17 protein-coding genes and 3 pseudogenes are annotated in these 20,274 nt (G+C 71.0%); 12 read left to right on the top strand and 8 right to left on the bottom strand.

Annotated elements, in window-relative coordinates:
• Positions 1-53: 53 nt before the first annotated feature.
• On the bottom strand, positions 54-1,187 hold the full coding sequence (locus RSP45_RS07395; protein WP_415393834.1) for a cytochrome-c peroxidase: 1,134 nt from the start codon (positions 1,185-1,187) through the stop codon (positions 54-56).
• Between the two features lie 131 nt (positions 1,188-1,318).
• Here RSP45_RS07395 and prfA point away from each other — a divergent pair, with 131 nt between their 5' ends.
• From prfA to RSP45_RS07380, 3 genes are all read left to right on the top strand, one after another.
• The gene (prfA, locus tag RSP45_RS07390) at positions 1,319-2,374 is read left to right on the top strand and encodes a peptide chain release factor 1 (protein ID WP_415393833.1); all 1,056 of its coding nucleotides are present in this window, start codon (positions 1,319-1,321) and stop codon (positions 2,372-2,374) included.
• Entirely contained in the window at positions 2,371-3,204 is an 834-nt protein-coding gene (prmC, locus tag RSP45_RS07385) for a peptide chain release factor N(5)-glutamine methyltransferase (RefSeq protein WP_415393832.1), read from the top strand. The genes prfA and prmC overlap by 4 nt, the downstream gene beginning before the upstream one ends.
• Before the next feature lie 235 nt (positions 3,205-3,439).
• A complete protein-coding gene (locus tag RSP45_RS07380) occupies positions 3,440-4,312 on the top strand; it encodes a DUF4167 domain-containing protein (protein ID WP_415393831.1) in 873 nt (290 codons plus the stop codon).
• Positions 4,313-4,521: 209 nt separating this feature from the next.
• Here RSP45_RS07380 and rsmA read toward each other — a convergent pair whose 3' ends face one another.
• From rsmA to lptF, 6 genes are all read right to left on the bottom strand, one after another.
• Entirely contained in the window at positions 4,522-5,394 is an 873-nt protein-coding gene (gene rsmA, locus RSP45_RS07375; protein WP_415393830.1) for a 16S rRNA (adenine(1518)-N(6)/adenine(1519)-N(6))-dimethyltransferase RsmA, read from the bottom strand.
• Between the two features lie 64 nt (positions 5,395-5,458).
• Positions 5,459-6,451 carry a 4-hydroxythreonine-4-phosphate dehydrogenase PdxA gene (gene pdxA / locus RSP45_RS07370; RefSeq protein ID WP_415393829.1) on the bottom strand — a complete coding sequence of 331 codons (993 nt, stop codon included), beginning with the start codon at positions 6,449-6,451 and terminating at the stop codon, positions 5,459-5,461.
• Entirely contained in the window at positions 6,448-7,797 is a 1,350-nt protein-coding gene (locus RSP45_RS07365) for a peptidylprolyl isomerase (RefSeq protein ID WP_415393828.1), read from the bottom strand. The genes pdxA and RSP45_RS07365 overlap by 4 nt, the downstream gene beginning before the upstream one ends.
• A gap of 28 nt (positions 7,798-7,825) precedes the next feature.
• The gene (locus RSP45_RS07360) at positions 7,826-10,228 is read right to left on the bottom strand and encodes an LPS-assembly protein LptD (RefSeq protein WP_415393827.1); all 2,403 of its coding nucleotides are present in this window, start codon (positions 10,226-10,228) and stop codon (positions 7,826-7,828) included.
• Positions 10,225-11,349: an LPS export ABC transporter permease LptG gene (lptG, locus tag RSP45_RS07355; RefSeq protein ID WP_073062016.1), complete on the bottom strand. Its 1,125-nt coding sequence runs from the start codon at positions 11,347-11,349 to the stop codon at positions 10,225-10,227. Before lptG ends, RSP45_RS07360 begins: the two co-directional genes overlap by 4 nt.
• The gene (gene lptF / locus RSP45_RS07350) at positions 11,346-12,512 is read right to left on the bottom strand and encodes an LPS export ABC transporter permease LptF (protein WP_415393826.1); all 1,167 of its coding nucleotides are present in this window, start codon (positions 12,510-12,512) and stop codon (positions 11,346-11,348) included. Before lptF ends, lptG begins: the two co-directional genes overlap by 4 nt.
• 144 nt (positions 12,513-12,656) lie before the next feature.
• On the opposite strand from lptF, the gene RSP45_RS07345 reads away from it, so the two are divergent.
• Both RSP45_RS07345 and RSP45_RS07340 read left to right on the top strand, forming a co-directional pair.
• A complete protein-coding gene (locus tag RSP45_RS07345; protein ID WP_415394018.1) occupies positions 12,657-14,264 on the top strand; it encodes a leucyl aminopeptidase in 1,608 nt (535 codons plus the stop codon).
• A gap of 13 nt (positions 14,265-14,277) precedes the next feature.
• Complete coding sequence (locus tag RSP45_RS07340) at positions 14,278-14,733, top strand: DNA polymerase III subunit chi (RefSeq protein WP_415393825.1); 456 nt, start codon at positions 14,278-14,280, stop codon at positions 14,731-14,733.
• 229 nt (positions 14,734-14,962) lie between these two features.
• On the opposite strand, the gene RSP45_RS07335 is transcribed toward RSP45_RS07340, so the two are convergent.
• Positions 14,963-15,538 carry a TIGR02281 family clan AA aspartic protease gene (locus RSP45_RS07335; protein WP_073060943.1) on the bottom strand — a complete coding sequence of 192 codons (576 nt, stop codon included), beginning with the start codon at positions 15,536-15,538 and terminating at the stop codon, positions 14,963-14,965.
• 180 nt (positions 15,539-15,718) lie between these two features.
• Here RSP45_RS07335 and tatA point away from each other — a divergent pair.
• From tatA to RSP45_RS07300, 7 genes and pseudogenes are all read left to right on the top strand, one after another.
• Positions 15,719-15,874 (top strand): annotated as a pseudogene (gene tatA, locus RSP45_RS07330) (twin-arginine translocase TatA/TatE family subunit); the annotation flags it as partial.
• Positions 15,875-16,094: 220 nt separating this feature from the next.
• Positions 16,095-16,640 (top strand): Sec-independent protein translocase protein TatB, encoded by a 546-nt coding sequence (tatB, locus tag RSP45_RS07325; protein ID WP_415393824.1) that lies wholly within the window; start codon positions 16,095-16,097, stop codon positions 16,638-16,640.
• A gap of 3 nt (positions 16,641-16,643) precedes the next feature.
• Complete coding sequence (tatC, locus tag RSP45_RS07320; RefSeq protein WP_415393823.1) at positions 16,644-17,492, top strand: twin-arginine translocase subunit TatC; 849 nt, start codon at positions 16,644-16,646, stop codon at positions 17,490-17,492.
• The gene (locus RSP45_RS07315) at positions 17,485-18,324 is read left to right on the top strand and encodes an ATP-binding protein (protein WP_415394017.1); all 840 of its coding nucleotides are present in this window, start codon (positions 17,485-17,487) and stop codon (positions 18,322-18,324) included. The genes tatC and RSP45_RS07315 overlap by 8 nt, the downstream gene beginning before the upstream one ends.
• Positions 18,325-18,391: 67 nt before the next feature.
• Complete coding sequence (locus tag RSP45_RS07310; RefSeq protein WP_415393822.1) at positions 18,392-19,504, top strand: FliM/FliN family flagellar motor switch protein; 1,113 nt, start codon at positions 18,392-18,394, stop codon at positions 19,502-19,504.
• Between the two features lie 310 nt (positions 19,505-19,814).
• Positions 19,815-20,069, top strand: a pseudogene (locus RSP45_RS07305) (hypothetical protein); the annotation flags it as partial.
• Positions 19,996-20,157: pseudogene (locus RSP45_RS07300) on the top strand (hypothetical protein); the annotation flags it as partial. The pseudogenes RSP45_RS07305 and RSP45_RS07300, both read left to right, overlap by 74 nt.
• Between the last annotated feature and the right edge of the window lie 117 nt (positions 20,158-20,274).

Here is a 20,274-nt window from a genome sequence, read left to right as displayed (position 1 = left end):
GGGTGTGCGGCGTGGGAGGCGGGGCCGGTTGCCCGGCCCGGGGCCTTGCTGCCTTATTCAGCCGGGGCGTTGGCCGGCAGGCTGATCGGCTGCGGGCGCGGGGTGGTCTCGCCCCGGACCGGCAGGATCGGGTGCACGATCTGCGGCTGTTCGCCGGTCAGCGTGCCCAGGAACGCCGTGATGTCCGTGGCCTGCTCGTCCGTCAGCTCGGTCCCCAGCTGCGCCGAGGACATGATGCGCACCGCATCCTCCAGCTCCCAGATCACGCCCGAGTGGAAATAGGGCGGGGTCATCGCCACGTTGCGCAGCGGCGCGGCGCGGAACACATACTGGTCGTCCTCGGTCTGGGTGACCTGATAGCGGCCGACGTCGCCTTCCGGGCGGACGGACGCGTCGGGCGCCTCGATCAGGCCGAAGGGATAGTATTCCTGCCCGCCGAAGTTCACGCCCGCGTGGCAGCTTTGGCAACCGGCGTCCATATAGGCGCGCAGCCCGCGCTTTTCCTGCTCGTTCATGGCGCCGTCGATGCCCATCAGCCATTGGTCGAAGGCCGAGTTGGGGGTGATCAGCGTCGCCTCGAACGCCTCGATCGCCAGGGCGAAGTTGTCGAAGGTGATCGGCTGCTCTTCACCCGGGAAGGCGGCCTGGAACAGCTCGACATAGCCCGGCATGGACTGCAGCGTCTCGATCAGGTTGTCGGGGGTGTTGTTCATCTCCACCCCGGCCTGGACCGGACCCTTGGCCTGTTCGGCCATGTCCTCGGCACGGCCGTCCCAGAACTGGGCGGCGTTGAACACCGCGTTCAGCATGGTGGGCGAGTTGCGCGGCCCCTGCTGCCAGCCGTGGCCGACCGAGGTTTCCAGCATGTCGGTGCCGCCCAGGCCGACGTTGTGGCAGGACTGGCACGAGAACACGCCCGACAGCGACATGCGCGGGTCGAAGAACAGGGTCTTGCCCAGTTCGATGCGCGGCTGCGTCATCGGGCGCCCGCTGGGCAGCTCGGCGGCGCGGGGGATCGGCTGGAACCACTCTGCGGCCTCGGCGCGCAGCTCCGCATCGGGAGAGCCGGGGGCTTCGGCCACCGCCGCCTCGGGGGTGGCCGTGGGATCCGCCGCTTCCTGCGCGAATGCGGCCGGCGCTGCAAATGCGAGGACCGTGGAGAGTAAGAAGACGGAACGAGGACTCATGTTGCTTCCCTTTGCTTTGGGTCGGTACCGCTTATCAGGCAACAGTATCCAAACACTTAACGCGGCTGTCACTGATGTGGATCAAATTGGTCGGGCTTGCCGCGGCGCCGCGTGGCGATTATTTGCCGCTCATGTTTCCCGCCGACCGCCTGGCCCAGATCGTGAACCGCTTCGAGTATCTCGAGGCGCGGCTGAATGCCGGCCCGGCCGCCGACGAGATCGCGCGCATCAGCCGCGAATATGCCGAGCTGGGCCCGGTCGTCGCCCAGATCAACGAATTTCACGCCGCAACCGGGGGGCTGGCCGAGGCGCAGGCGATGCTGTCCGACCCCGACATGCGCGAGCTGGCCGAGGACGAAATTGCCCGGCTGCGCGCCCGCCTGCCCGAGCTGGAACAGGCGCTGCGACTGGCGCTGCTGCCCCGCGATGCCGCCGACGCCCGCCCCGCGATCCTGGAAATCCGCCCCGGCACCGGCGGCGAAGAGGCGGCGCTGTTCGCCGGCGACCTGCTGCGCATGTATCAGCGCCACGCCGAGCAGCAGGGCTGGGATTTCCGGCTGCTGGAACTGGCGCCCTCGGAACTGGGCGGGGTCAAGGAAGCCGTCGCCCATATCGCGGGCGAGGGCGTGTTCGCGCGGCTGAAATACGAATCGGGCGTGCATCGGGTGCAGCGGGTGCCCGACACCGAATCCGGCGGCCGCATCCACACCAGCGCCGCCACCGTCGCGGTGCTGCCCGAGGCGGCCGAGGTCGACATCGACATCCCCGCCAGCGACATCCGCATCGACACCATGCGATCCTCGGGCGCGGGCGGGCAGCACGTCAACACCACCGATTCTGCGGTGCGGATCACCCATTTGCCCACCGGCATCGTGGTGACCAGCAGCGAGAAATCGCAGCACCAGAACCGCGCCAATGCCATGGCGGTGCTGCGCGCGCGGCTTTACGACGCGGAGCGCAACCGAGCCGATGCCGAACGCGCCGCCGACCGCAAGTCGCAGGTCGGCAGCGGCGACCGCAGCGAGCGCATCCGCACCTATAATTTCCCGCAGGGCAGGGTGACGGACCACCGCATCAACCTGACGCTCTACGCGCTGGACCGGGTGATCGAGGGCGACCTGTCCGAGATCATCGACGCGCTGGTCGCCCATGACCAGGCCACGCGGCTGGCCGAGGCCGAGGGGTGAGCCAGACCGGCCACCAGGCGCTGGCCGAGGCGGTGCGGCGTCTGGCCGCGGCCGGGGTGCCGGATGCGGCGGGCGATGCGCTGGCGCTGCTGGGTTTTGCGCTGGGAGTGCCGCGCCATTCGGTGCGCGGTGAATTGTCGCATCCGATGCCGGCGCCCGCGCAGACTGCCTTTGCCGCCGCGATCGAGGCGCGCGCCGCGCGGCAGCCGGTCAGCCAGATCCTCGGCTGGCGCGAGTTCTGGAAACACCGCTTCCGCGTCACCCAAGACACGCTGGACCCGCGCCCGGAAACCGAAACCCTGGTGGCGGCGGCGCTGGAGCTGCCGTGGGATTCGGTGCTGGACCTGGGCACCGGCACCGGCGCGATCCTGCTGTCGCTGCTGGCCGAACGGCCGGGCACCCGCGGCCTGGGCGTGGACCTGTCCGAGGCCGCGCTGGCGGTCGCGCGGGGGAACGCGCAGGCGCTTGGAATTGCGGCGGATTTCTGGCGCTCGGACTGGTTTTCAGGGGTCGAGGGGCGCTTCGGCCTGATCGTCTCGAACCCGCCCTATATCGCGCTGGACGAGATGGCGGCACTGTCGCCCGAGGTGCGCGAGTGGGAGCCGCGGGCGGCCCTGACCGACGAGGGCGACGGGCTGGGTGCCTATCGCGCCATCGCCGCGGGGGCGGGGGTGCATCTGCTGCCGGGGGGCTGGCTGGCGGTCGAGATCGGGCCGACGCAGGGCGCGGCGGTCGCGGCGCTGATGGCGGCGGCGGGTTTCGGCAAAATCGCGCTGCGGCAGGATCTGGATGGCCGCGATCGGGTGGTGATGGGGCAATTCTTGCCCTGACGGCGGCTTTTCATGCGGATCATGTCGAAAATCTGCGCGATTTTGCTTGCCTTGGCCCGGCTGGCATGATTAGCAGGCCGCGTGATGTGGGCATGACGCCCCTCACGGGTCATCCGCACAGCTTGCTGCAGGAACGTTCCGCGAAATCCCGGGCCGGTTTTCAGGCCCTTCCCTTTGCAGGATGGTGACCCCAACCGCATCCAGGCGCGTGGCGCCGGACCAGAACATTGGCACGATGAGATCTTCCAAATCCCGTTCGCGCAACAAGTCCCGCAACCCGCGGTCGCTGGGCAATATCATCAACCGGGTCTTCGACAGCTCGGGCCCCGAGGGCAAGGTGCGCGGCACCCCGCAGCAGATCATCGAGAAATACCTGGCGCTTGCGCGCGATGCGCAGCTGTCGAACGACCGCGTGGCCGAGCAGAGCTTCCTGCAGCACGCCGAGCATTACACCCGCCTGCTGGGCGAGGCGCAGCGCGAGCAGGCCGAGCGGCAGGCGCAGTTCGGCGGTCCGCAGGGCGGCCAGGGTGGCGACACCCGCGAGGATCGCGGCGACGGGCGTGGTGAATCGCGCAGCGAGGGCCGCGGCGAGGGCCGCAATGACGGCCGCCGCGACGACCGCGGCGACCGGCAGGAGCGCCGCGACGACCGTGGCGAGGGGCGCAGCGAAAGCCGCGGTGAGCGGCGCGACGAGCGTCCGCGCGGCGGTGCAGATGACGCAGCCCAGCCCGGCCATGGGCAGGTGAACGGCGCCGAGCCCTCGGAACTCGAGGAGCTGCCGCGCTTCGTGCGCCCGGCTGCCCCGGCCTCAACCGCGCTGCCCGAGGCACGCCCCCCGGCCGGCGAATCCGACCGGATCGCGACGCCCGAAACCGAAGCTCAGGCAGAAGACGCGGCGCCCCCGGCCGCGGCGCCGGACAGCGCCGAGGCCGCCCCGGCGGAAAAACCCGCCGCCGCGCCGCCCCGCCCCCGCAAGCCGCGCGCGTCCAGCACCGCCGCGACCGCGCCCAAGCGCGCCGCCCCGCGCCGCCGCCGCAGTGCCGAGGAGGCCGAGGGCAGCGACGAGGCGGTCGGGCAGACCACCCCCGCCGTCAAGGCCGAGGACTGAGATCGGGGGCGCGGGCAGCCGCGCCCCTTCGATCTTGCGGAACCGCTGGCAGGTAGGTTGCCGCCGCGCCGGCCGCCGGTGCCGCCGCGTCAACGAGGCCGAGGACCAAGACCGGGGGTGCGGGCAGCCGCGCCCCTTTTGTCTTGTGGAACCTTCAACAGGTGGATTGCAGCCGCGCCGGCCGCGCCGGTGCCGCAGCTTCGCCCCATTCAGCCCGGCGGTATTCCGGCCGGTGCTCGTCGTGCCGCCGCCAGCGCGCGTGCCAGCGCGCAATAGCGTTCCAGGTCGATTTCCTCGGCGCGCGCGGTCGGCGCAATCCCCGATGCCTCCAGCAGCGATTCGACCGCCGGGTGCAGCCCGCGCAGCGAGGCGCGCAGCATCTTGCGGCGCTGGTTGAAGGCGGCGCGGGTGATTTCTTCCAGCACGCGCGCGTCGGCGGGAAACCGCGGCGCGGGCAGGGCGGTCAGATGCACCACCGCCGATTCGACCTTGGGCGCGGGCACGAAGGCCTGCGGCGGCAGGGTCAGCACGATCCTTGCCTCGCAGCGCCACTGCGCGAGCAGCGCCAGCCGCCCGTAATCCTTGCCCCCCGGCTTCGCCACGATCCGCTGGGCGACCTCTTTCTGAAACATCAGCGTCAGCGACTGCCAGAAGGGCGGCCATTCCGGCGGCGTCAGCCAACCGACCAGCAGTTCGGTCCCGATGTTGTAGGGCAGGTTCGCGGCGATGCGGATCGGCGGCGTCACATGCGCCAGCGGGTCGATCTGCAGCGCGTCGCCCTGGATCACGGTCAGCCGGCCGGGGTAATGCGCGGCGATTTCCTGCAATGCCGGGATGGCGCGGGCATCCTTTTCGATGGCGAGCACATGACGCGCGCCCTCGGCCAGCAGCCCGCGGGTCAGCCCGCCGGGGCCGGGGCCGACCTCGATCACGTCGCATTGCGTCAGATCGCCGGCGGCGCGCGCAATGCGGGCGGTCAGGTTCAGGTCCAGCAGGAAGTTCTGGCCCAGCTGCTTTTTCGCGCGCAGGTCGTGGCGGGCGATCACCTCGCGCAGGGGCGGCAGCCCGTCGATCGCACTCATCCTGTCGCAACCGGGGGCTTCGCGCCCCCGGACCCCCGCGGGATATTTGTGTGATGAAGAAAGCTCATGCGCCGGCCCTTTTGCACGCCATGTCCCAGGCCATGCGCAGCGCGGCGATGGTGCTGGACGGGTCTGCCATGCCGGTGCCGGCGATGTCGAAGGCGGTGCCATGGTCGGGCGAGGTCCGCACGAAGGGCAGGCCCAGCGTGACGTTGACCCCGCCCGCGAAATCAAGCGTCTTGATCGGGATCAGTGCCTGATCGTGGTAGCAGGCAATGGCCGCATCCCAGCGGGCGCGGGCGGGGGCGTGGAACATGGTGTCGGCGGGATGGGGGCCGGCGACGTCAAGCCCCTCGGCCCGCAGGCGGGTGCAGAGGGGGGCGATCCAGTCGGTTTCCTGCCGGCCCATGGTGCCGCCCTCGCCCGCGTGGGGGTTCAGTCCCGCCACCGCGATCCGTGGCGCGGCGATGCCGAAGTCGCGGATCAGCCCGGCGTGGGTGATGCGGATGGCGCGTTCCAGCAGATCGGGCGTCAGCGTGCGGGGCACGTCCTCCAGCGGGATGTGGATGGTGGCCGGGACCACCCGGCAGGGCGGGGAGACGCTGGTCGAGGCCAGCATCATCACCACATCCGCCCCGCCGGCCAGATCGGCGAGATATTCGGTATGGCCGGGAAAAGCGAAGCCCGCACCCTGTTTCAGCGCCTGCTTGTTGATCGGCAGGGTGCAGATGCCGCCCGCCTGGCCCGCCATCGCCATGGCGGCGGCGCGCGCGATCACATCGGCCACCGCCTGCGCACTGGCGGGGTCGGGGCGGCCCGGGGTGGTGGGGGCGGGAAAGTCGTGGCGCAGCACCGGCAGTGCGCCCGGGGGAGCGGGGTCGGCCGGGGTGCTGACCTCGGCCCAGTTCGTGCCTGCGGGCAGGTGGCGCGGGTCGCCCATCCAGACGAAGGGCACCCCGGCGGCCAGTGCCCTTGGGGCGAGTTCCGGGCCGATGCCGGCGGGCTCGCCGCAGGTCAGGATCAGCGGCGGCGGAGAGGGCCGGGCAGAGGCGCTCACGGGCGGCGCATCAGCGCGTCGGCCCGCAGCTCGGCCAGATAGGCATCGGCGGCGGCGTTCACCTTGCGGTTGAAGATCGCGGCCCGCACCTCGTCGCGGGACCGCAGCGGCGGCTCTCCCGTCGACAGCCCGGCCGCGGCGGCCGCATCGCTGGCGGCGTTTTCCGCGCTGGGGGCGTCGGCGGCCGAGGGCGGCGGCTGCACAGCCTCGCGCCGCGCGGGCGCGGGCAGGCCGGGCAGGGTGGTGGCCATGTCCGGTTCGTCGATCAGCGTCGGCGTGCGCTTGCACAGCATCACCAGCCGCGCACCGCGACCATAGTCGATCACCGTGCCCTCATCGGGGTCGAGCGAGGCGAGGCGCTGCGCCACATCCAGCGGCACCGCGGACAGCGGCAGGCTGTGGCGCTGGATCACGTCGCCGGCAAAGCGGTTCGCCTGTACATAGACCTGATCGCAGCTGTCGGCGACCGACAGGATCTGCGCGCCCTCGGCGGCCGAGGGCAGCGCCAGCTCCACATAGTCCACTGTCTGATCGCTTGCGCCCGCCCGCAGCCGCCCGCGGGTGTCGCGCAGATAGAACAGCACCACCGCCCCCTGCACGCTCAGCGGTGCGCTGACCGAATCCTCGGGGATGCGCAGCAGGATCTCGCGCAGCCCGGGGGCGAGGTTGTCGATCGAGGTCCAGGGCAGACGCCCGCCCTCGGGCGCGGTGGGCACGGCGGAATACTGGCGGGCGGCGGCGGCGAATTGCGCTTCGCTGCGCACGGTTTCCGACAGGCGCTGCGCGATGGCCTGGGCCTGCGCCTCTTGCCCCGGGGGGGCGGGGATCACCAGTTCCGACAGCAGCACCTGGGTGACGATCGGAGTCTGGATTTCCTGCTTCAGCTCCTGCTCGATCTCGCGGTCGCTGACGCTGATGCCGGGGACGACGCGCTGGCGGATCACCTCGCGCCAAGCCACGCTCACGCGGACGAAATCGCGCCAAGCCTGGCGTTCCACCCCTTCCGAGGCCAGCGCGGCGGCAAAGCCGGCGGTATCCAGCCCGGCGCGGCCGGCGAACTCGGCCAGCCCGGCCTCGAGCCCCTCGTCGGTGACGCGGATGCCCATCAGCTCGGCCGCCTGCATCTTCAGCCGGTCGTCGATCAGCGCCTGCAGGGCTGCGTCGGGGTTGGCGTCGGGGGCGCGCAGGATCTGCATGAAGCGGACGCGTTGCGCCACCTCATAGCGGGTGACGGCCGAGTTGTTGACATAGGCAACCGGGGCCAGCGGCCCTTGCTGGGCCAGCGCCGGCAGCGCCGCCGTGCCCAGAAACACCGCCATCATCGTCGCGTGAGCTATCCGCCGCATCGTTGCCTCATTCCTCGTTGGCGCCAATCTAGCGCAGACAGCTGCGCCGCGCCACAGTTGCCGCGCCGCCGTCCCGCTGGCGCCCGAAACCGCCCAGCCGTACCGACAGCCCCACGTCGGTATCGGCGCGCACCGTGTCCGACGAGGTGAAGCGGCGCGACACCGACAGGTCCACGGTCACGCATTCGTTGCGGTATTCCAGCCCCAGTTCGGCCTTTTGCGCGCGGTCGATGGCAAAGTCGTAGCGGCCCTCCGCGGTCATCCGCCAGCCGGGCGCCAGCTGCACGCCGGTGGTGGCGGTCAGTTCCGACACGTCGTCCAGCCGGTCGGGCTCGGTATCGGCGTCGATCCACAGATAGCCGGCGGAAAGCTGCAGTCCCGGCCGCAGCCAGCCCACCCGCAATTCGTTGCGATGCAGGGTCAGGTCGTCGTCGAACAGCGCCCGGTTGGCCATCGCCAGCCCGTTCGGCCCCGAATAGGTGGCCGCCAGCAGCCAGTCCGAGCGTCGGCCCGACAGCATGTCCCCGTCCTGGTCAAAGGCCGGGTCGGGGCGCGAGCGCAGCACCCGTCCCGCCGTCAGCCCCAGCGACCAGCCCGCCGGGTCGATGCGGGTCCAGCCCAGCCCCAGATTGGCGCGGAAACCGCCCTCGACCACATCGCGCCCGGGCAGGCGGTCGATGGAGAACAGATTGCCCTCGTCGAACTCGACCAGGGTGGAATCCTCGTTGGGGATCGGGTCGTCCTCGGATGCGCGGGGCGACCAGACGAACTGCGCCACCGGCTCGAGCACATGGGTGACGCCGCCGCCTTGCGAGATCAGCGGCCAGCGGAACTCGACTGCCGCGATCGGGGTGAGACGCGCCTGCGAGGAATCAAAGCTGGCGTCGTCGCGGATGCGGTAGAGATCGGCGTCGATGCGGGTCTGCACGCTGCCCACCACGCCCCCGGGCAGGATCTCGACCCGCTGCCAGTCCAGCCGGGCCGAGCCGCGCATCATGTCGCGCCCGTCGCCATCCGCGTCCGAGCTGCGCCGGTGCCCGTGGACGGAAAACTGCAGCCCGGCCTCGCCGCCCAGAAGCCCGGGGCGGAAGCGGCGTTCCCACAGCGCATCGGCGACCAGCCCGGGCGAGGTGGCGCTGTCCTCGCCGTCGCGGAAGGTTTCGTAGCGGCCGATGCGGGCCGTGACCAACCGGTCGCTGGCCACGCGGTCCAGGGTGACCCCGCTCCACAGCCGGTCGGCGTCGGTGACGTCATAGTCCAGCAGATAGGGGCGGTCGCTGACCGATTGCAGCTGCAGCCCCAGCCAGTAGTCGTGCGGCAGGCGAAAGCGGGCGGCGCCGAACAGATAGCCGCGGCTGCCGTCCTCGAGGTCGTCGTGGCTTATCGCGCCCTCCAGCTGCAGGGCGCCGTCGGTGAAGGCCTGGCGATAGCGCAGTTCCAGCGTGGTGGTGCGGCTGGCGGACAGATAGGGGGTCAGCGTCAGGTCGGCGCTGTCGCCCAGGGTGATGAAATAGGGCAGCTTGACCCCCACCCCCAGCCCCGAGGTGGTCCGCATCTCGGGCGTCAGGAAGCCGGTCATCCGGTCCACCGTCGGGTCGGGGGCGGAAAACCACGGCAGCATGGCGACGGGCAGGCCAAAGGCGCGGAACTGCGCGCGCTCGAAATGCAGGCGGCGGGTCTCGGCGTCGTGGGTGATGCGGCGGGCGCGGATTTCCCACAGGGGCATCGGGTCCTCGGCGCAGACCTGGCAGGACGACGCCACCACATGCGACAGGGTGGTCATCCGCCCCTCGCCGCTGCGCCGCACCTCGGTCGCGGCCAGCTGCAATTCGCGCGCCAGCACCAGCCGCGCCCCGGTCAGCAGCCCGTCGCGCATTCCTTCGTCCAGCTGGGCGGCATCGGCGATCAGCACGGTTTCGTCGTCGCTGCCGGCCTTGCCGGGCTCGGACAGGTGGATCGGCCCCTCGATCCGCATGGTGCCGGCAGCACCGTCATAGACCACCCGCTCGGCGATCAGCCTGGTGCCGCGATACCATGCCACCACCCCGCCCGAGGCGGTCAGCACCCGGTCGCCCGACAGCTCGATCCGGTCGGCAAGCAGCGTGGCGGGGCTGTCGGCACCGGCATCGTCTGTCGCGGCTTGGGCGGGGCGAGACGGCGCCACCACCACCGGCAGGCGCAGCAGGCTGGTGCCGTCGGCCAGCATCCCCGACAGCCCGGTGGACTCGGTCGGGGCCAGCGCCGCGCCCTGCCGGCCGCTGGCATCGGGGACAAACGTTTGCGCCAGTGCGGGCGCGCCCGCCAGCGCCAGCAGCGCGGCGCCGCAGACCAACGCGCGGCGGGTCCGGTCGGGGCGGGAGGCCGCGGGCGCCGCGATCCCGGGGCCGGGGCGGTAGGAGGTGGAACAGAAGGGCAAGAGTGCAGCGGTCATCCGTCCTCCAGCCCCAGCAGGGCGGCCAGTGCCAGCATCGCCGCCACCAGCGGCGGCACGAAAGCGGCAAGCAGCGGCGGAATCTCGCCGGTCTCGCCCAGCACCTGCGTCAGATTGCGCAGGAAGAACAGCCCCACCCCGGCGATGAAGGCGCTGAGCACCAGCACACCGGCCTTGCGCCCGCGCATCGGCCGCATGGTGAACACGGCCGCGACCATGACCATGGCGCCCATCAGCAGCGGGCGCGCCAGCTCCATCATCAGCCAGACCCGGTGGCGCAACGCGGTAAATCCGGCGCTTTCGAGCCCCGAGATGAACTCGGGCAGCTGCCAGATCGCCACCGCCTCGGGGGCGCCGAAGCCGTCGCGGATGCGGGCGGCGGTCAGCTCGGTCGGCAGGGTAAGGCCGGGCAGCGTCACGGCGGAAAGTTCGGGGTTCGGCTTGCGTAGCGGCCATTCCTTGACCCCCGCCAGCGCCCAGGAACCCGATGCCAGCCGCGCCGACTGCGCCACGATCCGCCGCACCGGCCCGTCCACCGCGTCAAGCACGATGAAGGTGGCGTCGTACAGCGTGGTGGCGTCGGGGCTGGCGCGGCCCGCACGGATCACGATCTGCCCGCCCCGGTCGCCGGTGCCGGCGGCGCCCGGCGCCACCGCCTGCCGCAGCCAGACCGCGCCGCGGCCCAGCGAGATGGTCTGCACCGCATTGCCCTTGGCCGCCGCCGCCGCTTGGTCGTAGCGCTTGCTGGTGGCCGCAACCATCGGGTTCATCACGCTGACCAGCACCGCCCCCAGCAGGATCGCGGTGACCGTGGGCGCGGCCAGGATGCGCAGCCCCGACCGCCCCGCCGCCCGCATCGCCACCAGCTCGGACGAGCGCGACAGCCCCAGGAACAGCGCGATCCCCGCCAGCAGGGTGATCAGCGGCAGGATGGTATAGACGCTGGCGGTGATGTTCAGCGCCGCCAGTCCCGCCAGCCCGGCCAGCCCGATCTCGGCATTGCTGCCGAAGCGGCGGATCTGTTCGATGATGTCGATCAGGAACAGGATCGCGACGAAGACCGCCGTGACCAGCAGGAACTGGCGCAGGAAGCGCCGGGCGACATAGCGTTGCAGGATCACGGCGCGGCCCCGCGGGCGGGGGCGGGCGCGGCGGCAGGCGCGGCGGCGGGGGCGCGGACCCGCCGCGGGCGGGCAGCCAGCCACAGCGCCGCGGCCACCATCGCCGCCCCCACCACAGCGGGCAGGTAGAGCAGCGGCCAGCGCCCGGGCGCCTGCGCCGCCTGCGCGGCGGCGGTGGTGGACAGCATGTGCACGAACAGCAGCGCGACGATGGCCCAGATCACCTGCCGCCAGACCCCGAAGCGCGAATACCCGCCCAGCAGCAGCATCGCGAACCCCAGCAGCGCCCCCACCGGCGCCAGCAGCGGCTGGGCCAGCCGCTCATGCGCCTCGGCCCGGGCGCGGGGTGGGGTGGCGCCGGTCGCTTCCAGCAGCGCGGGGTCGGGGTTCAGCAGCCGCCAGGTGGAATAGTCGCGCAGGTCGCGCCCCGGGGTGCTGCGCACCGACAGCATCGAGCCGATATCATAGGTCAGGTCCGCGAACCGGGTGGTGGACAGGCGCGGCACCTCTCCGGCCACGGTTTCCAGCGTCTGCACCATGCCGCGCAGCATCACCAGCCGCGGCCCGCTGTCGGTGCGCAGCAGCATCGATTCCTCGGCGGTATAGGTAATCTGGCGCGCGGTGCTGCGCGCATCCTCAAGAAACAGGTCCAGCAGCCGCCCGTCCGGCGCGATACTGCCGATGAACAGGGTGACGCCCTCGCCCGGATACTGGAACGATCCCGCGCGCAGGAAGCTGGCAGTGACGTTTTCGGCGATGTCGGCCTGGCGGTCGGCCAGCCGCGCCCGTGCCGCCGGCACCAGCCCATGCGCCAGCGCCGCCACCATCAGCGCCACGATCAGCCCGAACACCAGCGGCGCCCGCGCCAGCCGCCAGGGCGACAGCCCCACCGCCTGCATCACCGTCAGCTCGGATTCCGAGGCGAATCGGTTGGTGCCATAGACCGTCGCCGCAAACGCCGCGACCGGCAGCACCAGCGAGATCACCAGCGGCAGGGTCAGGGCCGTGAACTCCAGCACCACCAGCGCGGTCTGGCCGTCCTGGATCAGTTGCTCGAACAGGCGCACGGCGCGGTTGATCCAGTAGACCGACACCAGCACCAGCGCAAAGAACCCGAACTGCGTCAGGAACTGCAACAGCATGTATCGGTCGATGCGGGTCATGGGCGTCCTGTCCGGCTCTGCCCCTGATTAGCCGCTGCGCCCTGCGGGCGGAAGCCCGCGGGTCGCCGGTCGGCGGTGCTCTGGTCAAGCGCGGGGGGCGCCGCTACGGTCGGGCTGTTTTCCACCGACGAAGGCCAGCCCGCGATGAACCACCCCGTCGAAATCCGTTTCATGCCCGAGGCCGATGCCGATCTGGCCGCCTGCGAGGGCCGCCTGGTCCTGCTGATCGGCGAGCGTGACCAGCTGCCCAAGGGCCTGCCGCCCGCGGCCCGCAAGAGCCTGGCCCGCGCGCTCGGCTCGAAGCAGTGGGGCGAGGTCAAGCCCGGTGGCGCGCTCGAGATCGCCTTTCCGGCGGGGCTGGCGGCGGATGCGGTGCAGCTGCTGCGCCTGCCGCGCCGTGCCGATGTGGCGACGGCGCGCAAGGCCGGGGCCGCGGTCGGTGCCCGCATGGGCAAGGCCGAGGTGACGGTGCTGTGCAGCGGACATCCGCGCATCGCCGAGCTGACGCTGGGCATCGCGCTGCGCGGCTATGATTTCTCGACCTACAAGACCTCGCCCGCGAGCGAAGGCGAGGCGGAAGCCGGCGGCGATGTCCCCGCCGAGCCGCCGCAGGCGGTGACCCATGGGGCAGCCCCCGATGCGCGGCTGAACGACGCCTCGGGCCAGCCCGCAGAGCCTGCGGCGGTTGGGAAGGCCGAGGTGACTCCTCAGCCCGGCAAGGCCCGCGTCACCGTGCTGTGCAGCGACCCCGAATCGGCCGCCCGCGCCGCCCAGGACGGCGCCGCGCTGGCCGAGGGCGTGTTCTTCACCCGCGACCTGATCAATGAACCCGCCAACGTGCTGACCACCAGCGATTTTGCCGACCGGCTGCTGGCGATGCGCGAGCTGGGGCTCGAGGTCGAGGTGCTGGACGAGGACGAGCTTTCCCGGCTGGGGATGCGGGCGCTGCTGGCGGTGGGGCAGGGCTCGGAAAGCCCCTCCAAGGTGGTGGTGATGCGCTGGCAGGGCGGGGGTGACGCCGCGCCGCTGGCGCTGGTCGGCAAGGGCGTGGTCTTCGACACGGGCGGCATCTCCATCAAGCCCGCGCAGGGCATGGAAGAGATGACCATGGACATGGGCGGCGCGGGCGTCGTCGCCGGCGTCATGCGCACGCTGGCGCTGCGCCGGGCGCGGGCTAATGTCGTCGGCGTGGTCGGGCTGGTCGAGAACATGCCCGACGCCCGCGCGCAGCGGCCGGGCGACATCGTGCGCTCGATGAAGGGCGACATGATCGAGGTGGTGAACACCGACGCCGAGGGGCGGATGGTGCTGGCCGACATCCTCTGGTACGCGCAAGAGCGTTTCCAGCCCGCGGCGGTGGTCAACCTCGCCACGCTGACCGGCGCCATCATCGTGGCGCTGGGCCACGAAAAGGCCGGGCTGTTCTGCAACGACGATGCGCTGGCGGGCGAGCTGGCCAAGGCCGCCGAGGCCGAGGGCGAGGGGATCTGGCGGATGCCGCTCGCCCCCGCCTATGACGAGCTGATCAAGTCGCGGCTGGCCGATATCAAGAACTCGGGCGGCCGCCCGGCGGGCTCGATCACCGCGGCGCAGTTCCTGCAGCGCTTCATCCGCAAGGGCACGCCCTGGGCGCATATCGACATCGCCGGCGTGGCGCTGCCGCCCAAGGAAACCACGCTGGCCCCCAAGGGCGCGACCGGCTGGGGGGTGCTGACGCTGGACCGGCTGGTGCGCGACCGCTTCGAAGCCTGAGGACAACCGCGCCATGGGCAACGCGCTGTTCTATCACCTGACCCGCTCGCCCGCGGCGCGGCTGGTGCCCTTGCTGCTGGGCAAGTCGCTGCAGGCCGGCTGGCGGGTGGAACTGCGCGGCAGCGACCGCGCCCGCATGGCGCGGCTGGACGACGAGCTGTGGCTGGCCGAGGGGTTCCTGCCCCACGGCATGGCGGGCGGGCCGCATGACGCGGCGCAGCCGGTGCTGCTGACCGTGGTGGGTGAGGGCCACGGCGGCGCGGCGGCGGCCGAGTGCCTGATCGCGCTGGACGGCGCGGCAGTAGCGCCCGAGGAATGCGCGGCCGCGCAGCGCGTCTGCATCGTCTTCGACGGCAACGACCCGCCCGCGCTGGAACGCGCCCGCGACCAGTGGCGGGCGCTGACCGGCGCTGGCGTCGGCGCCGAATACTGGTCCGAAGCCGGGGGGCGCTGGGAACGCAAGCGCTGAACCGGCCGCGTTGCGATTGCGTCGCCGGCGGTCCGGAGGCCAGCCCCCGGGCCACTACCGTGCCCTTGTTCGCGGAATACAATCCACTGGATTGTATTCCGGGCGCTCGCAAGCCGGGGGATATTCGGGGCCAGATGAAAGCTTCACGCCGCCGGGCGGCCAGTCTCTTCTTTCTGGTGAAAATACCCCGGGGTCCGGGGCAGCGCCCCGGTCCTGCGGCGCGGCGCGCTCAGCGTTCCAGGATCATCGAATCGCCCTCGAAGCTGACCCGGGCAAAGCGGCGCAGATAGTCCATGCCCATCAGCGAGCGGTCGATGTCGGCCTGGATCACCATGGCAGGCACGTTTTCGTCAAGGATGTCGCCGATCGCCACGCGGTCCAGCCGCACCGTTGCGGTGGGCACGATGCCGTTGGCGGTGCGGGCCTGCCCGGCATAGACCAATCGTTCCAGGTCGATCCCGGCGCGGCGGGCATCGCGCGGCGACAGCGCCAGCGCCGAGGCGCCGGTGTCCACGATGAACCGCACCGGCGCCCCGTTCAGCTCGGCCGTCAGATGGAAATGCCCGTCGGGGCCCAGCGGCACCTCGATTCGCGTCGGGTCCAGCATCGCCTGCCGGGGCATGACGTCGCGGCTGATGTCCTGCCACAGCCCCGCCGCGCCGATCGCCGCCAGGAAGATCAGCCCCCAGGCCAGCACCGCCCGCAGGGTCGAGCCGGCGTCGCGGCGGAACTCGACCACCACGAACGCCCCCAGTGCCAGCAGCAGCAGGGTCAGATAGGCCAGTCTTGCAGGGTCGATGCTCATGCGCGCTCCTTGCGGTTTCCCTGCATTTGGGGATTGCCGCGTCCTGCTGCCAGTCGCTGCACCCGCCTGCTGCGGGTGTCGTGATCGTGAAAGGACTTTCGGACCCGCGCGCATATCCTTATATGCGAGAGGCGGCCGTTCGCCGCGCGGGTCAAAAACGCCCGACTACGGAGAAAGACGATGCACGCACCTTCACCCATGGCGCTTCTGTTGATCGCCATCGTCGTCCTGGTTCTGTTCGGCCGGGGCAAGGTCTCGTCCCTGATGGGCGAGGTCGGCAAGGGGATCACCGCCTTCAAGAAAGGCGTGCGCGAGGGCGCCGACGAGGTCGAGCGCACCGCCGATGCCGCCACCGACCGCGCCGCCATCGCGGCCGAGCGCACTGCCGACGACCTGGACGCCGCCGCCGCCCGTGCCCGGGCCGAGGCCGACCGCATTCAGGCCGAGGCCGAGGCGGCGAAGGCTGCCCGGACCCAGGCGATGCGCGACGTGACTCCGACCGACAGCAACCGCCCGTAATGCGGGCGCGCGCACGGCGCGCGGAAGGGGTTGAAATATGCTGGATGTCGGCTGGACCGAGCTTCTGCTGATCGGGGTGGTCGCGCTGATCGTCATCGGCCCCAAGGATCTGCCGGTGATGTTCCATTCGCTGGGCCGGATCATGGCCCGCGCCCGCGGCATGGCGCGCGAGTTCACCTCGGCGATGGAGGATGCCGCCAAGGCCTCGGGGCTGGATGAGGCCACCAAGGACCTGCGCGACATCAAGAACCTGACCAGCCCACGCTCGATGGGCGTCGATGCCCTTGGCCGCGCGGCCGAGAAGTTCGAGAAATGGGATCCGATGCAACCGGTGCGCAACGGCGGCAAGGCGCAGCCCGACCCTGCCGCGCCACGGCCCCCGGCAGGCGCGACCCCCGCTGCCCCCGCCGCAAGCGCTGCCGCCAGTGCGGCGCCGGCCAGCCCGGCCCCTGCATCCACATCCGCGCCGGCAGAGACCGCCGCCGCCCCGTCGCTTGCGCCCGCCGCGCCTGCACCTGTTCACGATACCCCCGAACCGGGGACCCGCCGGCTGCACGCCGTGCGCCGCAGCGACCGGAGCTGAGGCTTGTCCAAACGCCCTGACGACATCGACGAATCCTCGGCCCCGCTGATCGAGCATCTGGCCGAACTGCGCTCGCGGCTGATCTGGTCGGTGCTGGCCTTCGTTGCCGCTGCGATCCTGTGCTATTTCGTCTGGCAGCCGGTCTTCAACGTGCTGACCCATCCGATCTGCGGCGCGCTGGCGCGGCGTGGGCAGGAATGCGGGCTGATCATGCTCAAGGTGCAGGAAGGCTTCTTCCTGGCCATGCATATCGCCATGTTCGGCGGCTTCATCCTCGCCTTTCCGGTGATCGCCTACCAGCTGTGGAGCTTCATCGCGCCGGGGCTCTATCGGTCGGAAAAACAGGCGTTCCTGCCGTTCCTGATCGCCTCGCCCGTCATGTTCCTGCTGGGCGCCAGCTTTGCCTATTTCATCATCCTGCCCTGGGCCTTCGACTTCTTCCTGGGCTTCCAGAGCGGGCCGCTGGTCCTGCCCGACGACCCGGCCACCCCGGTGGTGACCGAGCCGAAGATGGCGGGCATCGTGTTCCAGGGCTCGATCGCGGAATATCTGTCGCTGACTACCAAGTTCATCCTCGCCTTCGGGATGTCGTTCCAGCTGCCGGTGGCGCTGACCCTGATGGGCAAGGCCGGGCTGGTGTCCGCGGCCGGGCTGGCCTCCATGCGGCGCTATGCGGTCGTGCTGATCCTGGTGCTGGCCGCGATGGTCACCCCCCCCGACGTGATCAGCCAGATCGTGCTGTTCACGGTGATCTATTCGCTTTACGAGATCGCCATCCAGCTGGTGAAACGGATCGAGACGAAGCGCGAAGCCGAGCTGCGCGCCGAGGGACTTTGGGTTGACGATGACTGATGCCGCGCTGACGCGCATCGCGGACGCGCTGGACCGGCTGTCGCCGCCCCCCGCGCCCGCGCCGAGCTTTGCCGAGGCCGAGGCCTATGTCTGGCACACCGCCCCCGACCGGCTGGAGCCTGTCCGCCGCGTCGCCCGGGTGCCGCTGGACCAGCTGGTCGGCATCGACCGCGCCCGCGACACCTTGCTGGCCAACACGCTGCAGTTCGCGCGCGGCCATGCCGCCAACAATGCGCTGCTGTGGGGTGCGCGGGGGATGGGAAAATCCAGCCTTGTCAAGGCCGTGCATGCCGAGGCGGTGGCCCGTGGCCTGCCGCTGGTTCTGGTCGAGATCTCTCGCGACGACCTCGATTCCGTCGGTCGGCTGCTGGCGATCCTGGGCGACAGCGACCGCCGCTTCGTGCTGTTCGCCGACGACCTGTCGTTTTCCAGCGACGACGCGCAGTACAAATCGCTCAAGGCCGTGCTGGACGGCGGGCTGGCGGGGCGGCCGCCGAATGTCGTGCTGTATGCGACCTCGAACCGCCGTCACCTGATGCCCCGCGACATGATCGACAACGAGCGCGCCACCGCCATCCACCCGGGCGAGGCGATCGAGGAAAAGGTCTCGCTCTCCGACCGATTCGGGCTGTGGCTGGGGTTCCACGCCTGCGGGCAGGACGAATATCTGGCGATGATCGACGGCTATTGCGCCGCCTATGGGCTCGAGATCGACCCCGACCGCCTGCGGGCCGAGGCGATCGAGTGGCAGGCCACCCGCGGCGCCCGCTCGGGCCGCGTCGCCTGGCAGTTCTTTACCGATCTTGCCGGCCGCGAAGGGCTGGCGGTCTGAGCCGGTAACCGGGGCTTAAGGGTTTTCTGCAATTCTCGCCGGACGTAACCAGTGATTCGGACAGGGAATGCAGGGCGCAACACAGACTGAAGACGGGGTGCCAGCCGGCGGCTCGGTGCTGTGGCGCCATGTCGTGGCGGCCACGGCGCGGCGCCGGGGCGGGCTTGCGGCCCCGCCGGGCGCATCGCCGGCGCGGGGCGCGCAGGCGCGCTCGCCGGAACGGGCTGTTGCCGGCGCCATCGGCCGGGCCGCCGACCGGGTCCACCGGCTGCCGCTGTTCTTCGACCGTATCGAGTGGAGCCAGGCGGCACTGGCCGAGCTGGGCGAGCTTCTGCCCGAAGGCGGGCTGGTCTCGCTGATCGAGGGGCCGGGCGATTCGCTGGGGGTGGTGGCGCTCTGCCCCGAGCTGCTGGCCGCGGTCACCGAGATGCAGACGGCCGGACGCGTCTCCTCGCGCCCGGCGCCGCCGCGCCGCCCGACCCGCACCGACGGCAGCATCTGCACCGATTTCATCAATGCGACCCTGGCCGAGCTTGGCGTCGAGCCCGGATTTCCCCCCGGCCGCGACCGTCTGCGGGGCTATCGCTACGCCAGCCATCTGGACGATCTGCGGACGCTGGATCTGCTGCTCGAGGACGGGGCGTTCCATCTGCTGTCGGTCGCGCTGCGCGCCGGCGAAGCGGGACAAAGAAGCGGCCGGCTGGTGATTGCCTGGCCCGCGGACCCTGCCCAGGCGGGCTGCGACGGCGGTGATCCCCCGGCGCAAGGCAACTGCACCGACGCGCCGTCGCTGGCCGAGGCGATCCACAGCGCCCCGATCGAGCTGCTGGGGGTGCTCTGCCGCCGCCGGATCTCGCTGCGGGAGCTGGCGGCGCTGTCGCCCGGCGACGTGATCACACTGCCCCCCGACGTCCTCGGCGCAGCCACGCTGGAGACCGCCGTCGGCCAAGTGCTGTTTCGCGGAAAACTGGGCGAGATGGCCGGCCGGCACGCGCTGCGCCTGCTGCCGACCCCCGATGCGCCCCCCGAATCCTCGCGCGCCACCGTCGGACCGTCCGCTGGCCCGCCGCCAGACGGCCTGCCCCTGAGCGACCTCGACACCCCGGACCCGTTCCGGCCGGTGTCGCTGGACATCGCTGCCACGCTGGGTAGCACCCAGCCCCCGGCGGAATCCGCGTGATGGGGGTGAGAGGTAGAGGGAGGGGGCGGCGATCTGTGGCCGAGGCGGAAAGCGGAGCCGGGAAAAAAAGAGGTCTGCATGGCCATATAGGCCGGCCTCGATCCGTCGCGACGGCCCGCGGATATTTCACCAGGGGCTGCTGGGGCTGTGGCCCGCGGATTTGTGTCCCAAGTCGTGCGGATGGGCGGTTGAAAAAAGAGGTCTGGATGGCCGCATAGGCCTGTCTCTATCCGTGGCGGCGGCCCTACGGACATTTTTGCCAGAGATCGCCGAGCTGCGGCCGGTCAGATTTGAGCCTGAAGTTGCGCGGATGGGCATGCGTCGTGAGCAATTAACTGCGGCCGGCGCGGGCGTTTGTCGTCCGTGCAGCTTCCCGCTGCTCCCGCAAATATCCCTCCGGCGATCACTTGACGCTTCCCCCGAGTGCAGAGACGGTCAGCGGTCAGCGGTCAGCGGTCAGCGGTCAGCGGTCAGCGGTCAGCGGTCAGCGGTCAGCGGTCAGCGGTCAGCGGTCAGCGGTCAGCGGTCAGCGGTCAGCGGTCAGCGGTCAGCGGTCAGCGGTCAGCGGTCAGCGGTCAGCGGTCAGCGGTCAGCGGTCAGCGGTCAGCGGTCAGCGGTCAGCGGTCAGCGGTCAGCCAAGAACCGTGAACTGACAGGAGCCGCGAGTTGATAGGTGCCTTCGAGTGGCGGAGGAATGGCTTTCTCGTATCCAGCCTCATGCGGTCTTCGTCGCGGTGGGGTGCGCGCTTCCGGCTGCATGTCCGCGATAG

The sequence above is a fragment of the Paracoccus sp. SJTW-4 genome (assembly GCF_047716885.1).
In the GTDB taxonomy this organism is placed as follows: Bacteria; Pseudomonadota; Alphaproteobacteria; order Rhodobacterales; family Rhodobacteraceae; genus Paracoccus; species Paracoccus solventivorans.
Note: the sequence above shows the minus strand (reverse complement) of the source record. Positions and strands in the feature narration are given on the sequence as shown.

Bases quoted from the DNA above. Each gene is read 5' to 3' on its own strand.
- RSP45_RS07395 (WP_415393834.1), bottom strand. From the start codon at position 1,187: ATGAGTCCTCGTTCCGTCTTCTTACTCTCCACGGTCCTCGCATTTGCA.
- prfA (WP_415393833.1), top strand. From the start codon at position 1,319: ATGTTTCCCGCCGACCGCCTGGCCCAGATCGTGAACCGCTTCGAGTAT.
- RSP45_RS07380 (WP_415393831.1), top strand. From the start codon at position 3,440: ATGAGATCTTCCAAATCCCGTTCGCGCAACAAGTCCCGCAACCCGCGG.
- rsmA (WP_415393830.1), bottom strand. From the start codon at position 5,394: ATGAGTGCGATCGACGGGCTGCCGCCCCTGCGCGAGGTGATCGCCCGC.
- RSP45_RS07365 (WP_415393828.1), bottom strand. From the start codon at position 7,797: ATGCGGCGGATAGCTCACGCGACGATGATGGCGGTGTTTCTGGGCACG.
- RSP45_RS07360 (WP_415393827.1), bottom strand. From the start codon at position 10,228: ATGACCGCTGCACTCTTGCCCTTCTGTTCCACCTCCTACCGCCCCGGC.
- lptF (WP_415393826.1), bottom strand. From the start codon at position 12,512: ATGACCCGCATCGACCGATACATGCTGTTGCAGTTCCTGACGCAGTTC.
- RSP45_RS07345 (WP_415394018.1), top strand. From the start codon at position 12,657: ATGAACCACCCCGTCGAAATCCGTTTCATGCCCGAGGCCGATGCCGAT.
- RSP45_RS07340 (WP_415393825.1), top strand. From the start codon at position 14,278: ATGGGCAACGCGCTGTTCTATCACCTGACCCGCTCGCCCGCGGCGCGG.
- RSP45_RS07335 (WP_073060943.1), bottom strand. From the start codon at position 15,538: ATGAGCATCGACCCTGCAAGACTGGCCTATCTGACCCTGCTGCTGCTG.
- tatB (WP_415393824.1), top strand. From the start codon at position 16,095: ATGCTGGATGTCGGCTGGACCGAGCTTCTGCTGATCGGGGTGGTCGCG.
- RSP45_RS07315 (WP_415394017.1), top strand. From the start codon at position 17,485: ATGACTGATGCCGCGCTGACGCGCATCGCGGACGCGCTGGACCGGCTG.
- RSP45_RS07310 (WP_415393822.1), top strand. From the start codon at position 18,392: ATGCAGGGCGCAACACAGACTGAAGACGGGGTGCCAGCCGGCGGCTCG.